19 protein-coding genes are annotated in these 14,614 nt (G+C 72.0%); 6 read left to right on the top strand and 13 right to left on the bottom strand.

Going from position 1 to position 14,614, the window contains the following annotated elements; all coding sequences use genetic code 11:
- Positions 1 to 40 precede the first annotated feature (40 nt).
- Positions 41 to 1,303 carry a serine hydrolase domain-containing protein gene (locus E2B92_RS21885; protein WP_235023915.1) on the bottom strand — a complete coding sequence of 421 codons (1,263 nt, stop codon included), beginning with the start codon at positions 1,301 to 1,303 and terminating at the stop codon, positions 41 to 43.
- A 22-nt stretch (positions 1,304 to 1,325) separates the two neighbouring features.
- A complete protein-coding gene (locus tag E2B92_RS21880; RefSeq protein ID WP_126887908.1) occupies positions 1,326 to 2,222 on the bottom strand; it encodes an alpha/beta hydrolase in 897 nt (298 codons plus the stop codon).
- A 97-nt stretch (positions 2,223 to 2,319) separates the two neighbouring features.
- Between E2B92_RS21880 and E2B92_RS21875 the strand changes: the two genes are divergently transcribed.
- Complete coding sequence (locus E2B92_RS21875) at positions 2,320 to 3,354, top strand: helix-turn-helix domain-containing protein (RefSeq protein ID WP_126887907.1); 1,035 nt, start codon at positions 2,320 to 2,322, stop codon at positions 3,352 to 3,354.
- 188 nt (positions 3,355 to 3,542) lie between these two features.
- Here E2B92_RS21875 and E2B92_RS21870 read toward each other — a convergent pair whose 3' ends face one another.
- The 11 genes from E2B92_RS21870 to E2B92_RS33015 form a co-directional block, all read right to left on the bottom strand.
- The gene (locus E2B92_RS21870) at positions 3,543 to 4,661 is read right to left on the bottom strand and encodes a protein-L-isoaspartate O-methyltransferase family protein (protein WP_126887906.1); all 1,119 of its coding nucleotides are present in this window, start codon (positions 4,659 to 4,661) and stop codon (positions 3,543 to 3,545) included.
- Position 4,662: 1 nt separating this feature from the next.
- Positions 4,663 to 4,791, bottom strand: a complete 129-nt coding sequence (locus E2B92_RS33830) for a hypothetical protein (RefSeq protein WP_260604415.1) — start codon at positions 4,789 to 4,791, stop codon at positions 4,663 to 4,665.
- Positions 4,792 to 4,889: 98 nt separating this feature from the next.
- The gene (locus E2B92_RS32725; protein WP_160159771.1) at positions 4,890 to 5,063 is read right to left on the bottom strand and encodes a hypothetical protein; all 174 of its coding nucleotides are present in this window, start codon (positions 5,061 to 5,063) and stop codon (positions 4,890 to 4,892) included.
- Positions 5,060 to 5,182, bottom strand: a complete 123-nt coding sequence (locus tag E2B92_RS33825; protein ID WP_268830919.1) for a hypothetical protein — start codon at positions 5,180 to 5,182, stop codon at positions 5,060 to 5,062. The genes E2B92_RS32725 and E2B92_RS33825 overlap by 4 nt, the downstream gene beginning before the upstream one ends.
- Positions 5,183 to 5,305: 123 nt before the next feature.
- Positions 5,306 to 6,487, bottom strand: coding sequence for a helix-turn-helix domain-containing protein (locus tag E2B92_RS21865; protein ID WP_126887905.1), 1,182 nt, complete (start codon positions 6,485 to 6,487; stop codon positions 5,306 to 5,308).
- Positions 6,484 to 7,131: an HAD family hydrolase gene (locus E2B92_RS21860; RefSeq protein WP_126887904.1), complete on the bottom strand. Its 648-nt coding sequence runs from the start codon at positions 7,129 to 7,131 to the stop codon at positions 6,484 to 6,486. The genes E2B92_RS21865 and E2B92_RS21860 overlap by 4 nt, the downstream gene beginning before the upstream one ends.
- A 463-nt stretch (positions 7,132 to 7,594) precedes the next feature.
- Positions 7,595 to 9,052, bottom strand: a complete 1,458-nt coding sequence (locus tag E2B92_RS21855) for a catalase (protein ID WP_126887903.1) — start codon at positions 9,050 to 9,052, stop codon at positions 7,595 to 7,597.
- Positions 9,053 to 9,233: 181 nt separating this feature from the next.
- Positions 9,234 to 10,124 (bottom strand): 2-hydroxy-3-oxopropionate reductase, encoded by an 891-nt coding sequence (locus tag E2B92_RS21850; RefSeq protein ID WP_126887902.1) that lies wholly within the window; start codon positions 10,122 to 10,124, stop codon positions 9,234 to 9,236.
- Positions 10,125 to 10,160: 36 nt separating this feature from the next.
- Positions 10,161 to 11,000, bottom strand: a complete 840-nt coding sequence (locus tag E2B92_RS21845) for a TIM barrel protein (protein ID WP_126887901.1) — start codon at positions 10,998 to 11,000, stop codon at positions 10,161 to 10,163.
- A 171-nt stretch (positions 11,001 to 11,171) separates the two neighbouring features.
- A complete protein-coding gene (locus E2B92_RS34160; protein WP_443070293.1) occupies positions 11,172 to 11,339 on the bottom strand; it encodes a hypothetical protein in 168 nt (55 codons plus the stop codon).
- 7 nt (positions 11,340 to 11,346) lie between these two features.
- A complete protein-coding gene (locus E2B92_RS33015) occupies positions 11,347 to 11,685 on the bottom strand; it encodes a hypothetical protein (RefSeq protein ID WP_200840167.1) in 339 nt (112 codons plus the stop codon).
- Positions 11,686 to 11,971: 286 nt separating this feature from the next.
- Here E2B92_RS33015 and E2B92_RS21825 point away from each other — a divergent pair, with 286 nt between their 5' ends.
- From E2B92_RS21825 to pucL, 5 genes are all read left to right on the top strand, one after another.
- Positions 11,972 to 12,226: a hypothetical protein gene (locus E2B92_RS21825; protein WP_133087651.1), complete on the top strand. Its 255-nt coding sequence runs from the start codon at positions 11,972 to 11,974 to the stop codon at positions 12,224 to 12,226.
- 56 nt (positions 12,227 to 12,282) lie between these two features.
- Positions 12,283 to 12,603, top strand: a complete 321-nt coding sequence (locus E2B92_RS21820) for a helix-turn-helix domain-containing protein (protein WP_126888722.1) — start codon at positions 12,283 to 12,285, stop codon at positions 12,601 to 12,603.
- A 152-nt stretch (positions 12,604 to 12,755) separates the two neighbouring features.
- Positions 12,756 to 13,271, top strand: coding sequence for a 2-oxo-4-hydroxy-4-carboxy-5-ureidoimidazoline decarboxylase (uraD, locus tag E2B92_RS21815; RefSeq protein WP_126888719.1), 516 nt, complete (start codon positions 12,756 to 12,758; stop codon positions 13,269 to 13,271).
- Positions 13,268 to 13,657, top strand: a complete 390-nt coding sequence (uraH, locus tag E2B92_RS21810; RefSeq protein ID WP_084900072.1) for a hydroxyisourate hydrolase — start codon at positions 13,268 to 13,270, stop codon at positions 13,655 to 13,657. Before uraD ends, uraH begins: the two co-directional genes overlap by 4 nt.
- Before the next feature lie 7 nt (positions 13,658 to 13,664).
- Entirely contained in the window at positions 13,665 to 14,588 is a 924-nt protein-coding gene (gene pucL, locus E2B92_RS21805) for a factor-independent urate hydroxylase (RefSeq protein WP_126888718.1), read from the top strand.
- The last annotated feature ends 26 nt before the right edge of the window (positions 14,589 to 14,614 follow it).

Genomic DNA, 14,614 nt, shown 5'->3' with positions numbered 1-14,614 from the left:
CTCAGTCCGGGGACGAAGCCCGTCCTTACGGCTGAGGACGCTACTCGGTCCGGGCCCCGGTGCCCCCGTCACCGCACGTCGCCCGCTGGAACAGCGCCTCCAGCGCGCCGTCGATGGGGTGGGGGAGCGGCTCGCCGCCCGGGCCGACCCTGTTCCACCGCTGGAGGTTGACCGCCACGGACATCTGGCGCCGGCCGTCGTCGCGGGTGAGGGAGATCGTGCCCGCGCCCCAGACCGTGCCGTCGTGGCCCCAGAAGGTGCCGCAGCCCGGGATGTCGACCTTGTGCAGCCCGAGGCCGTACTGGATGGTCGATCCGTCCAGGGCGCGGACCGGCACGGCGCGACGCATCTCGGCCAGCGACGACGGGGACACGATCCGGCCGCGCAGCAGCTCGGCGTAGAAGCGGTTGAGGTCGTCCATGGTCGACACCAGGGCGGCGCCCGCGCCCGTCCAGGACATGTTGTAGACGCTGTAGTCGCGCGGCGGGTCGATCACGCCGAACATGGCCTCGTACATCCGTGAGTGCGGGCCCTTGATGCGCGTGCCGGAGGGGAACTCGGTGTGCCGCAGCCCGGCCCGCTCGATGACGTTGCGGGTGATGTACCGCTGGGCGGTCGTTCCGGTCACCTTCTCGAGGAGCTGGTCGAGGAGCTGGTAATTGGTGTTGGAGTACACCCCGGTGGGGCCTCCCGGCTCGCCGGCGGGCGGGGCGGCGAGCCCCAGCGCGATCAGCTCGGCGGGGTGGAACTGCCGGAACCGGTTGTCGTCCAGGCTCTTGGACGACATGTCCGGCAGGGAGGGGAACGCCTGGATGGACGGGAAGGCGTAGGGGATGTAGTCGGGCAGGCCGCTGGTGTGGTTGAGCAGCATCCGCACGGTGATCTTCCTGCCGCGCTCCCCGGGCACCAGGTGCGGCAGGTAGTCGCCGATCGGCGCGTCGAGCCGGACACGGCCCCGCTCGACCTGCTGCATGACCGCCGCGGCGGTGAAGGTCTTGGTGATGCTTCCGACGCGGTGCCGCATGTCGGGCCGGACGGGGCGGCCGGTGGCCAGGTCCGCCACACCGGAGGCGCCGCGCCACACCCGGTCGCCGTCGCGGACCTGGGCGTACACCCCCGGTACGCCCGCCCGGTGGACGGCGTCCAGGGCGGACGCCAGCCCCGCCGGATCGATGCCCTCGGAGGGGCTCGTGCCGCCGGCCGGCGCGGCGTTCACCGCGCCGGCCGCGGGCAGCGGCGCCACCATGCCCGTGCACACGGTCAGTGCGGCGACGGCCGCGCAGAGGGCCAGTCTGGTGTTCATGGCTCGGGGTCCTCTCGTCGGTTCAGTCGGTCAGGGCGCGGCGCAGGGCCGCGGAGAGCTCGGCGATCTGACGCTGCGACACACCGGCGGACAGCAGCGCCTGCGAGCCGTGGAAGGTGCCGGGCCACTGGTGCAGCTCCACCGAGACGCCCGCCTGGAGGAGGCGCAGCGCGTAGGCGATGTCCTCGTCGCGGTTGGGGCACAGCTCGGCGGTGGCGATGTGGGCGGGCGGCAGGCCGGACAGGTCCTCGGCCCGTGCGGGAGCGGCGTACGGCGTGGCGGGTGTGCCGCCCAGGTAGTGCCGCCACGACGCGGTGACCTTGTCGCGGTCGATCCACGGTGTGTCGGTGAAGTTCCGGGCCGACCAGCTCTCCTGACGGTCGTCGAGCTGCGGCTGGTTCAGGAGCTGGAAGCAGATCGGCGGCCCCTGCCGGTCGCGCGCCCACAGCGTCAGCGCGGCCGCGAGGCCCCCGCCCGCGCTGTGCCCCCCGACCGCGATCCGCCCGGGGTCGACGCCCAGTTCGGCCGCGTGCGCGGCCGTCCAGGCCAGCGCGGCACGGGCGTCCTCGAGGGCGGCCGGGAACGGGTGCTCGGGGGCCAGGCGGTAGCCCACGGACACCACCACGGCGCCGGAGCCGGCCGCGATGCGCCCGGCCCAGGGGTGCTCGGTGTCCACGTCGCCCATGACGAATCCGCCGCCGTGCAGCCAGACGACGGCGCCCCGCGCGCCGTGCGGCCGGTAGATCCGCACCGGCACGCCGGGGTCGCCCGGGACCGTACGGTCCTCGATCTCCATGCCCGTGGTGTCGGGCGGCGGCACCCTGGCCGCCAGGCCGGCGAGGCCCTTGCGCTGGGCGGCAGGGTCGGCCAGGTCGGCCTTCGGGAAGAACGGGATGAACGCTTCGAGTTCGGGATCCATGCCGGCCATCCTCGCGGCGGGCCGCCCCCGCGATCATCCGCCAACTGTCGGGCATCCGTGGGGGATCACGCGCCGATCGGCGCCTATGCTCCCTGGCATGGAGGCACTTGCCGTACGTCTGTCGGGGCTCGACGCACATGTCGACGGCGCGCTGCGCGTCATCATGTTCTACGACACGCTGATGCGCCGGCGGGTGGATCTTCCGGCGCTCGCCCGGGCCTCCGCGGGGCTCGCCGAGTGCGTGGCCGGTGTCCGCCTCCACGGCACGGGGCGCACGATCCGCTGCGCGCCGGACGGCGCGGAGGCCGCCGGGCCGCCGTCACCTGCGTCCTCGTCCGCGCCGGTCACCCTCGACGAGGAGGAGATCGGCACGGTGTGGCTGGAGCGGCCGGGCCCGCCCGTCCCGCTGGACGAGGTGCTGCTGGACCGGCTCGCCATCGCCGCCGCGGCGGTCGCCGAGCGGTACGGCCCGGAGCGCACCACCATGGCCGACCCCGCGCTCGTGGAGCTGGTGATCAGCCCCGGCACCGACGAGGCGGCCCGCACGCGGGCGCTGCGGCTGCTGGGGTTCGCCGCCGACCTGCCGGTCCAGGTCGTCGCCGTACGGTCCCGGCTGCCCCTGGACCGGGTCGGCGGCCTGATCTGCCCGGCCCGCCCGGTGAAGGCGGCACCGCTCGGCGACGTGGGCGTCCTCCTGGCGACCACCGTGGACCGGGCCGCGTTCCCGGCGGGCGTCCACGCGGGCATCGGCGCGGCCGGCGGCCCGGACCGCTCCTGGGAGCAGGCCCGCACCGCCCTGCGCTTCACCACCACCCGCAGACCGGTCGTCCACCACGGCGAGCTGGGGGCGCTGGCGCTGCTCGCCCAGGTGCCCCGGGACACCGCGCGGACCAACGCCGACGTGGCCGCCGTCGCCCGTGTCGCGGCCGTACCGGAGGACCTCGCGACGCTGGAGGCCTACTGCGCCACCGGCTCCCTGCGCAGGGCCGCCGACCTGCTGCACCTGCACCACAGCAGCGTCGCCCGCCGGCTCGACCAGATCGCGAGGACCCTGGGCGTCGAACTCACCGAGCCGCACGGACTGCTGCGGGCCACGCTCGCGCTCACCACCTGGCGGCTGCTCGGCGACTGACCGGGCGAGCACGCTGACGGCCCCGTCCGGGCGCTGTTCCGGGCGGGGCCGATCGGTCCGCAGCACGCGGCAGCCAGCAGCGCGGGTAAGGACGTGTTCCACGGTAGGCGGCGCCACTGACAACGGGACTCCGCGCGGGGTGGGCACCCGCCCGGCCGCAGCGGACGGGCCGGGCAGCCGGGGCGGTCTCAATGGGCGGGCGCGCGCACCGGTGCGGGCTCGATGATCCGCTCGGGGTGGTGCAGCCACACCTGATGGCCGCGGGCCGTGACCGTCAGCCCGAAGTCGCGGGCCTCGGGCGAGCCGAGGGCGATGTACTCCTGATGGACCCGCTCCACTTCGCGCCACAGGCTGCGGGCCCCGTACTCATGTGAGCTCTCGCCGGTGACGGCGGTCGCCGCGCAACCGTCCTGGTCCTGCAACCAGACCTGGGCGCCGTCATTCCGGTCAGCATGCACCATGCGCACCGCCGGCAGGCGAGCGCCCGCGTAGAGCGCGAACCCGAGCGTCAGCAGCTCGCGCGGGTCGACGCTCGTCGGGGTGGCCCGGCACGACGACTGGTCAACCGGCAGAGGGTCGGCCGACCGGTGGGAGCGCATCGGCATGTACGACGCGCCGCCCTGGAACCGGCCGGCCGCGATGCCGCTTCCGTCGGTGGTGAGCTGGACGACGGCGCCGCTCCAGAAGTCGCGGGCGACCGGTGCGACAAGGACGCCGTTCGGGACGAGCTGCTGCACCAGCGAGTGCGGGACCGTCCGGAGCGCGCACGTGGCGATGATGCGGTCGAACGGGGCCTGGTCGGGCCGGCCCCACTCGCCGTCCGCGCACGCGAGGTTGGGCCGGTACCCGGCCGCGCGGAGAACGGCGGCCGCGTGGTGTGCCAGGCCGGGGTCGACCTCGACGCTGTACACCGCCGAGTCGCCGAGGCGGCGGGAGAGCAGCGCGGCGACGTACCCGGACGCGGTGCCGATCTCCAACACGCGCTGTCCGGATTCGACTTCCAGCAGACGGAGCATGCGGGCGACCATGCTCGGCTGGCTGTTGGACGAGGTGGCGATACCGGGGCCGTCCGGCTCACCGTCGTCGATCTGGATGACGACCGGCTCGTCGGAATGGATCAGGGCTAGCCGCTCGGCCTCGGTGGTGAGCGGCTCACACGTCGTCGGGCCCTGCCGCCATGCCTGACGGGGGATGAAGGGTGCGCGGGGGACGGCGTGCCAGACGGCGCGCCATGTCTCGTCGAGCAGACCGCGCCCGTAGAGGCTCTCTACGAGCGCGGCGTGCCCGCCCACTTGGGCGGTGGTCACATCAGCTCCCGTCGGTGTGCTTGCTCGGGCCGGACCCGTCGGGGGACGGCGGGGAGGGCGGCGGGGTCCAGGGCTTGTCGGACGGCTCGCCGCCGTGCTTGCCGCCGTCGGCGCTCGTGGTGCTGCTCATCTGCGTACCTCCCGCGTAGGTGCTGCCGGATGGTGGCGGGGTGGTGGTGCCCGCCCGCCGCGCCGCCCCCGCCGTCGGTCGTGGGCAGCGGGCGGAGTTCAGCGGGTGCCGCGACGCCGGCTCTGGTAGTAGGCCAGGGCGGCGAGTTCGTCGTCGACGGGCGCGGCGAGCTTGCGCGCGTGCGCGCGGCAGGCCCACACGTCCTGGCCCTCTCGCACGGCGACGACGAGGACGTGCTCACCGGAGCCGCAGTGGGCGCAGCGGGCGCTCACGGCGCGGGCTCCGGGGTCGGCAGGACCTCGTACAGCGCTCGCACCCGGTGCTCGGTGGCGCAGGCCCGGTGCGCGTACAGCGGGTGGCCGGGGCCGGACGTCCTCTCCAACGCTCTCACGTACGCCTCGCCATGCGAGCGCGCGATGCTTACGGGCCCGTCGACAACGACGACTCGGCTATCACTCATGGATGGATGTTGTCCCGGTCACCCGGGCGGAAGTACCCCGGCGGGGGGTACCTCTCAGACGGCGTGGCACCACTCGGCGAACGCCGTGAGCGCCGGGGCCGCGCCGCGCCGCAGCCTCCGCAGGGTGGCGACGTCGTGACGCACCCATGGGTGCTCGCGCGTGTGCAGCGGGGCAATGCGCCGTGCGGCCGTGAGCGACTCGAACGCGTAACCCGGCCGCCCGGCCCAGAGCTGCGCCCGGGCGAGCTCGATGTAGAACCCGCTGCGGCGCTCGGCCGGCATGTCGGTGGGTGGTTTCCACGCGTGGGCAGCGGCCAGCGCCTCGCCGACGTGGTCACCGCCGAGACTCACGGCCACGGCCACTCGGTGGACGCGCACCGAGTCCGGGCCGAACGCCGTGCCCCCGTAAAGCCCCTCCGGGGCGTGCTCGGTGAGCCGCTCCGCCTCGGCGAGGTGCACGCGGGCCGCTGTGGCGTCGCCGGCGCGCGCGGCGATGACGGCTGCCCGCATGTGCAGCGCCCCACGGGCGGCGGCCGTCGCCGGGCCGGTCGGGGCTGGAGCGCGGTCGATGGCGGTTTCGAGCGCTGCCAGGCCGGCCCGGTGCGCGCGGGCGGCGAAAAAGATCTCGGTCCGCACGTAGGCGACGGTCGCCGCGACGAGAGGGTCGCTGCATCGCGCGGCCGCCCACCGCATGAGTTCGATGAGTCGCGCCGAGAGATCCCGGGCGCCGTACTTGTACGCGGTGGCGTCGACGCTGCGGTACGCGGACACCAGCAGGGCCGCCACCTGCTCGATGTCCGCCTCATCCGCCTGGTGTAACGCGCGGGCGAGTTCGGGCACCAGGTCGGGGGCAGCGTGCGCGACCCGCTTGTACTGAGCGGCGAGGCGCCACGCGGTGCACTGCTGCACGTCGCCGGCCAGCCGGGACAAGGGGCGGACGGGGCCGTCGGTCGGGATGTCGTAGACCGCGATGGCGTCGGAAATCGCCGGCAGGGCGTCGCGCACGGCGCACGTGGCGGTGGCGTCGCCGAGGAGCCGGGGTACGTCGACGCCGAGGGCGTCGGCCAGGGTTTCGAGCATGCGCGGGCTCGCGGCCCGCTCGCCGCGCTCGATCTTCCGGATCGTGCCCAGCGCGACGCCCGCCCGGTCGGCGAGCCGCTGCTGCGTCATCCGTGGCCGGGCGATGCTGCGGAAGCAGGCGACTCTGCGGCCGAGGCCGGCACGGCCGGCGGTCATGCCGAGCCTCGGACGATGGCGAGCAGGTCGTGCAGCGAGTCGATGTGGTGGTCGGCCGCAGCCCGCACGGCGGGGTCGTCGGCCCACAGGTACCCCCACGGGCCGCGACGTAGATGAGCGGTCCGCAGTCCCGCGTCGCGGGCGGGATGGACGTCGTTCGCGGGATGATCGCCGACGTACAGGGTTTCGTGCGGCAGCGCCTTGCCGGCGTCGACGACCCGGGCGAAGAACTCAACGTCCGGCTTGGCGCAGCCCCACTCTCCGGAGGTGACCACCAGATCGGCCGGCAGGTCCAGCGCGCGCAGCAGCTCACCCGCGCGGCGCGTCTGGTTACCCGCGATGACGACCCGTACACCTGCGTCGCGGAGCGCGGCGAGGGCGGGGCGGACGTCCTTGTACAGATCGGTCTCGTCGAGGTGCTCGCCGCGGCCCGCAGCTTCGCGGGCGCGGTACTCGGCGGCGACGTCGATGCCTGGGCGCAGCAAGCGCAGAGCGTCAGCGTTGTCGCGGCCTTGTGCGACGACGGCGCCGACGAGTGCGGCAAGGGTGTGGCGGGGGACGTCGAGCCAGTCGGCCCAGGAAGCCCAGTACCGGTCATCTCGTACGAGGGTCTCGCCAATGTCCAGGGCTACCGCGCGAATCATGCCGGACAGCCTAGGGGGGATCAGGGCCCCGGCAGGTGAAAGCGCCCCGAAGGCTGGGAGGGGCGCTGGTGCGGTGCCGGACTCGCAGGTCACGGCCATGAGGAAGGGCGCGGAGTTGGGGGACCGTAAACCCCAACTCCGCGCCCCGGCTTCTTCTGTTGGTGTGAAGTTGTGACCGTCCGACGGTGCGAGGCTGGTGCGACAGGACGTTCGCGCCGCCGGACGGGGGTGCAGGGGGGAGGTGGTGGCGCTGGGACCGCGGCGGCGGCGACGGAGTTCCGGCCGGGCCTTCCTTCAGGTCAAGAAGGTGGCCGGGATTCCTTACCACCGCACTGGCACGCTCGCCGCCGCGGTCCTCACGCTGTCCGTACCGTTGGCCACCCCTCATCCGGGCCCGCGGTGCGGACTGCGTACGGCTTCCGACCTCCCGTCAGGAGCCGTACGCGGTCTGGGTGTCGCCGGATCAGTCCTCGCGCAGGGCGCGGACCGCCTCCTCGACGCGCTTGCCGTAGTCCGGGTCGGCGGCGTGGAAGTGGGCGAGGTTCTTCTCGATGACGTCCTCGCGGGAGACCTGGGACAGGCCGCCGGCGATGTTCGCGACGAGGCGGGACTTCTCCTCCTGGGACATCAGGCGGTACAGCTCGCCCGCCTGGAAGAAGTCGTCGTCCTTGACGTGCTGCGGGGCAGCGTGGGTGCCGGTGTGGCCGGAGACGGCCAGCGGGGCGGAGAGCGCCGCGTCGGTCTGTGCGGGACCGGCGTAGGAGTTGGGCTCGTAGTTCTTGTCGTGGCGCGAGCCGTTGCGGGTGGCCATGAAGCCGTCCCGGCCGTAGTTGTCGGCCACGGTCGCCTTGGGGGCGTTCACCGGGAGCTGGGTGTGGTTGACGCCGAGGCGGTAGCGGTGGGCGTCCGCGTAGGCGAAGAGGCGGCCCTGGAGCATCTTGTCCGGGGAGGGGCCGATGCCGGGAACGAAGTTGTTCGGCGAGAAGGCGGCCTGCTCGACCTCGGCGAAGACGTTGTCCGGGTTGCGGTCCAGGACCATCCGGCCGACCCGCTGGAGCGGGTAGTCGGCGTGCGGCCACACCTTGGTGAGGTCGAAGGGGTTGAAGCGGTAGTCCGCCGCCTCGGCCGCCGGCATGATCTGCACGTACAGGGTCCAGGAGGGGTTCACACCGCGCTCGATGGCCTGGAGCAGGTCGGTCTGGTGCGAGTTGGCGTCCTTGCCGACCACCTCGGCGGCCTGCTCGGACGACAGGCAGCGGATGCCCTGGTTCGTCTTGAAGTGGTACTTGACGAAGAAGGCCTCGCCCTGGGCGTTCGTCCACTGGTAGGTGTGCGAGCCGTAGCCGTTCATGTGGCGGTACGAGGCGGGGATGCCGCGGTCGCCCATCAGCCAGGTGATCTGGTGCGTCGCTTCGGGGGAGTGCGCCCAGAAGTCCCAGACGTTGTCCGGCTCCTGCTTGCCCGTGAACGGGTCGCGCTTCTGCGAGTGGATGAAGTCGGGGAACTTGATCGGGTCCTTGATGAAGAACACCGGGGTGTTGTTGCCGACGAGGTCGTAGTTGCCCTCTTCGGTGTAGAACTTCACCGCGAAGCCGCGCGGGTCGCGGACCGCGTCCGCGCCGCCGAGGGAATCGGCGACGGTGGAGAAGCGGATGAAGAGGTCCGTGCGCTTGCCGACCTCGCCCAGGAAGTCGGCCTTGGTGTAGGCCGTGACGTCGTCGGTGACCTCGAAGTAGCCGTACGCACCGGAACCGCGGGCGTGCACGACACGCTCCGGGATGCGCTCACGGTTGAAGCGGGCGAGCTTCTCCAGCAGGTGCTGGTCCTGGAGGAGGAGCGGGCCACCGACGCCGGCGGTGGCGGAGTTCTGGTTGTCGGCGACAGGGGCGCCGGACTCGGTCGTAAGCACGCGCTTCGACATCGTGACCTTCCGATACGTACGGGAGCTGCTGGCGGTGCGAGGAGCGTAAGTACGCCCCCGAGCTCACGTCAACAGTTTGTTGAAAGTGAAGCTGAGGTGTTCCGGGCGGCGCCGCCGCCTGGGCGCGACAGGACAGGTGTCAGCGACGACACCGCCCGGAGATCTGGGGGAGCCGGAAGGCTCAGACCTGCGAACCGGAGAGGCGTTCGACGGCGCGCAGCAGCGCCGAGTGGTCCAGGCCGCCGTCGCCCTGGGCGCGCAGGGAGGCGACGAGCTGGGCGACCACGGCGCCGACCGGGAGGGCCGCGCCGACGTTGCGGGCGGCGTCGGTGACGATGCCCATGTCCTTGTGGTGCAGGTCGATCCGGAAGCCGGGCTTGAAGTCGCGGTTCAGGAAGTTGTCCTTCTTGCGGGTCAGCACGGTGGAACCGGCCAGACCGCCGTTGAGGACGTCCAGGGCGGCGGTGAGGTCCACGCCGGACTTCTCCAGGAAGACCACGGCCTCGGCGCACGCCTGGATGTTGACCGCGACGATGAGCTGGTTGGCGGCCTTCACCGTCTGGCCGGAGCCGTGCGGGCCGCAGAGCACGATGGTCTTGCCGAGGGCCTCGAGGATTGGCTTGGCCTCGTCGAAGTCGGCCTGCTCGCCGCCGACCATGATGGACAGGACGGCCTCGATGGCACCCGCCTCGCCGCCGGACACCGGGGCGTCGATGACGCGGATGCCCTTCTCGGCGGCGTTCTTCGCCAGGTCGACGGAGGTCTGCGGGGTGATCGACGACATGTCGATGATCAGCGCGCCCTGCCTGGCGTTCTCCAGGATGCCCTCGGGGCCGTAGGAGATCGCCTCGACCTGCGGGGAGGCCGGCACCATCGTGATGATCACGTCGGCGTCCTTGACGGCCTCGGCGATCGAGCCGGCGGCGGTGCCGCCCGCCTTGGCCAGGCGGTCGAGCTTGTCCTGCTCCAGGGTGTAGCCGGTGACCGAGTATCCGGCCTTCAGCAGGTTCTCGGACATGGGCGAGCCCATGATGCCGAGACCGATCCAGGCGATCTTGGGGAGATTGCTCATGAGGGTGCCTCTCAGAACTGGTGGTGCGGAAGGAAGTCAGCGGGCCGCGCGGGCCTCGGCCGGCAGCCAGTCGAAGGACTCGGCGCTCGGGCGGTCGCCGGCCTTGTACTCCAGGCCGACCCAGCCCTGGTAGCCGGCCTTGGCGAGCTGGTCGAGCAGCTCCTCCAGCGGCAGCGAGCCGGTGCCCGGCGCGCCGCGGCCCGGGTTGTCGGCGATCTGGACGTGACCGGTCTTCGCGGCGTACGCCTCGATGACCTGGCCGACGTCCTCGCCGTTCATCGACAGGTGGTAGATGTCGAGGAGGAACTTGGCGTTGCCGAGGCCCGTGGCCGCGTTGACCTTGTCGACGACCTCGATCGCGGCCGGGGCGCTCACCAGCGGGTAGCGCGGCGACTCCGGCTTGTTGAGCGTCTCGATCAGCAGCGTCGCGCCGATCCGGTCGGCCGCGCGGGCGGCGAGGACCAGGTTCTCCAGGGCGAGTTCGTCCTGGACGGCCGGGTCCACGCCGTCGACGCGGTTGCCGTACAGGGCGTTGAGCGCCTTGCAGCCGACGGAGGCGGCGAAGTCGGCGGCCACGTCGATGTTGGCGCGGAAGCGGTCCGACTCCTCACCGGGGACGGACAGGGCGCCGCGGTCCGGGCCGGGGAGCTGCCCGGCGTAGAAGTTCAGGCCGACCAGCTTGGTGCCGGCGTCGTCCAGAGCCTTCTTCAGGGCGTCGAGCTCGCTCTGGTCGGGCGTCGGCGTCTCGATCCAGGGCCACCACAGCTCGACCGCGGTGAAGCCGGCCGCGGCGGCGGCCGCGGGACGCTCCAGGAGCGGGAGCTCGGTGAAGAGGATCGACAGGTTCACATTGAAGCGCTGGTCCGTGTATCCCATGAGGGGTTCGGCGCTCCTTCCGTATTGCGGAAGTTCGTTTCTGCTTAACGGAAGATTGCCTGGGGCGGGCGAGGGCTGTCAAGAGCGGCCCGCAAAACGGACCACTAAAAAGGCGCCTTCCGGGCGATGGCCCGAAAGGCGCCTCGGCGGCTTGTACACCGCTACAACCTGCTACAACGCGTCCACGGCGCTCACCTTCCAGCCGGCGCCGGTACGCGCGAGGGTCATCCGGACCCGGTTCAAGTCCACCCGGGGCCCCGGCACCTGCGTGCTCGTGGTGACCTGGTTGACGAAGAGCAGGACGACCGCCCGGTCCGGCGACGCCGACACCACCGACACGGCCGGATCACCGCCGCCCGGCGGCGCGACCACCGACGCCCTGACCACGCCCCGGTACTTCCGCGCGGTCGGCCCCACCACGCTCGTGGTCGTCCTGCGGTGCTCCTCCCGGTGCCCGGCCCGCCGCCGCGCGCCGCCCCTCGTCCGCCGCGTCCGCCACCCGCAGCGGCGGCAGTTCCGTCCGGTAGGGGGAGTCGCCGGAGACGCTCGCCCCGGGCGCGGCGGGGGGCTCCGCACGGGACGCCGAGGCCACCGCGCCGGGGGCCTGCGAGGCGGTCAGCACGGCCATCGCCGTCATCGCCGCCGCCGCGACCACCGCGCCCCGCACGCCCCGACCGCGCCCCACCCCCCCATCCGCCCCCCGCCCCCCCCCCCCCCCCACCCACCCGCCCCCCCCCCCCGCCGCCCCAACGCCCCCGCCCGCACCACCCGCGCCCCCACCCCCCACCCCCCCCCCCCCCGCCCCCCCACCGCCCGCCGCGCAACCCCCGACCGCCCCACCGTCCGCCGCCCCGCAACCCCGTTCCGTCGCCATCACCCGCGTCCCTCCCTGTCGGCCTGTGTCACCTGCTCTACGGGCCGGTAGCCCCCGTCCGTCGCACGCGGTCGCCGCCATTGCTTAACGTGGGGGCATGCAGCGACTGAGAGTGGAGTTCACGACAGAGCCCTTCGACCTGGACGAGGCACCGGCGCACGCGGTGGTGGCCCGTGAGGTCATCCAGGCGGCCGACCTGGACGCCGTGGACGTGGGCCCGTTCGGCAACACGGCCGAAGGCGGCGCGGACGCGGTGCTCACCGCGGTCGACGCCCTCCTCCGCCAGGCCCTGGGCGCCGGCGCCACCCGGGTGTCGTTGCAGGTCAACGTGATCGGGGAGGACGAGAAGTGACGACCGGACCCGGGGATCACCCCCTCGTCACCGCGGTGAAGCCGCTGGTCGACGCCATGGGCGCCCAGATACTGGGACCGCAGGAGGCCACGGACGACGACGTCGTGCTCGCCTGGGAGGGCGAGGACGTCCTCGCCGTACGGCTGCCCCAGCTCGCCGACTCCCTGGACCACATCCTCGCGGCGATGGAGCGGCGCCACGGCAAGCCGCTGTCGGAGCTGGACCGCAAGACCAAACAGGCCGTCGTACGGACCCTGGAGGCGCGGGGCGCCTTCTCCGTCCGCCATGGCGTCGAGACGGTGGCGGGCGCTCTCGGGGTCAGCCGCTTCACCGTCTACAACTACTTGAACAGGGAGAATGCCGCGAAGAGTGAGTAGCTGAGCACGCTGCGGGGTCAGCCGCCGTCCAGATGCCGGGACGGCGGCTTTTGTGTCACCGAAGTTTCAACAAAGTGTTGACGGGGCGTTGGGGGAGGGCGTTAGCTATCCGCAGCCCGTCCAAGCACAGGAAAACAGCCACGGAGGCTCCCGTGACTTCAGGTTCGACACCGGGCCTCGCCCGGTTCAACACCTCCGCGGACAGCGACGCGCTCGCCGCCCTGCACGAGGTGTGTGCCAGCTCGGCGTGGGGGAGCAAACTGCTCGCCCAGCGCCCGTACGCCACCACCGAGGCCCTCCTCCTCGCCAGCGACGCCGCCATGGCGGAGCTGACGGCCGAGGACCTGGCCGAGGCGATGGCGGGGCACCCGCCGATCGGCCGCCCGAAGCCGGGTGACCCGACCTCCTCCCGCGAGCAGAGCGGGATGGCCGGCGCCTCCGAGGACCTCAAGGCCGAAATGCTCGAACTGAACCTGGCCTACCAGGAGAAGTTCGGTCACGTCTTTCTGATCTGCGCCACCGGCAGGACCGGTGAGCAGATGCGCGACGCGGTCCGGACCCGGATCGGGAACTCGCCCGAGCAGGAGCGGGAGATCGTCCGCACCGAACTGGGCAAGATCAACCGCATCCGGCTGACCCGTCTCGTAGAGGAAGAGAGCGCCGCATGAGCACGGAAACCACCGCATCGGTGTCCACGCACATCCTGGACACCAGCATCGGCCGTCCCGCCGAGGGCGTCGCCATCTCCCTGTCGGCCCGCAGCGGCTCCGGCGCGGAGTGGGTGGCGCTCGGCGGCTCGGCGACCGACGCGGACGGGCGCTGCAAGGACCTGCCGGCCCTGCCGGAAGGCACCACCCACGTACGTCTCGACTTCGAGACCGAGGCGTACTTCGACAAGAAGCAAGCCGAGGCGCAGCAGGACGCCCCCCGCGTAAGGGACAGCGGCGCGTTCTTCCCGGAGGTGGCGATCACGTTCGCCGTCGTCCCGGGCGAGCACTACCACGTACCGCTGCTGCTCAACCCGTTCGGCTACTCCGTTTACCGAGGGAGCTAGCAGACACATGCCCACGATTCTCGGCCAGAACCAGTACGGCAAAGCAGAGAACCGCGTCGTCAAGATCACGCGGGACGGCGACACCCACCACATCAAGGACCTGAACGTCTCGGTCGCCCTCTCCGGCGACATGGACGACGTGCACTACTCCGGCTCGAACGCCAACGTCCTGCCGACCGACACCACCAAGAACACGGTGTACGCGTTCGCCAAGGAGTACGGCATCGAGTCCGCCGAGCAGTTCGGCATCCACCTCGCCCGTCACTTCGTGACGTCGCAGGAGCCGATCCACCGGGCGCGCATCCGCATCGAGGAGTACGCCTGGGAGCGCATCGAGACCTCCGACGCCAACTCCAAGTTCATCGGCGCCGACGAGGTCAAGCACTCCTTCGTCCGCAAGGGCCAGGAGACCCGCGTCTCGGAGATCACCTACGACGGTGAGAACTGGCAGGTCATCTCCGGCCTGAAGGACCTGGTCGTCATGAACTCCACCAACTCGGAGTTCTGGGGGTACGTGAAGGACAAGTACACGACCCTCCAGGAGGCGTACGACCGCATCCTGGCCACCCAGGTCTCCGGCCGCTGGCGGTTCAACTGGACCGACGACGAGCAGCGGATGCCCAACTGGGAGAGGTCGTACGAGCAGGTCAAGAAGCACATGCTCCAGGCCTTCGCGGAGACGTACTCGCTCTCCCTCCAGCAGACGCTGTACCAGATGGGCTCGCGCATCATCAACAACCGGTCGGAGATCGACGAGGTGCGCTTCTCCCTGCCGAACAAGCACCACTTCCTGGTCGACCTCGAGCCGTTCGGTCTGAAGAACGACAACGAGGTCTACTTCGCGGCCGACCGCCCGTACGGCCTCATCGAGGCCACCATCCTCCGGGACGGTGTGGAGCCGCAGATCCCGGTCGACATGACCAACCTCTGATTGCCAGGCCGATGACCGCCCGCGCG

The sequence above is a fragment of the Streptomyces sp. WAC05374 genome (genome assembly GCF_004353505.1).
GTDB lineage: Bacteria > Actinomycetota > Actinomycetes > Streptomycetales > Streptomycetaceae > Streptomyces.
Note: the sequence above shows the minus strand (reverse complement) of the source record. Positions and strands in the feature narration are given on the sequence as shown.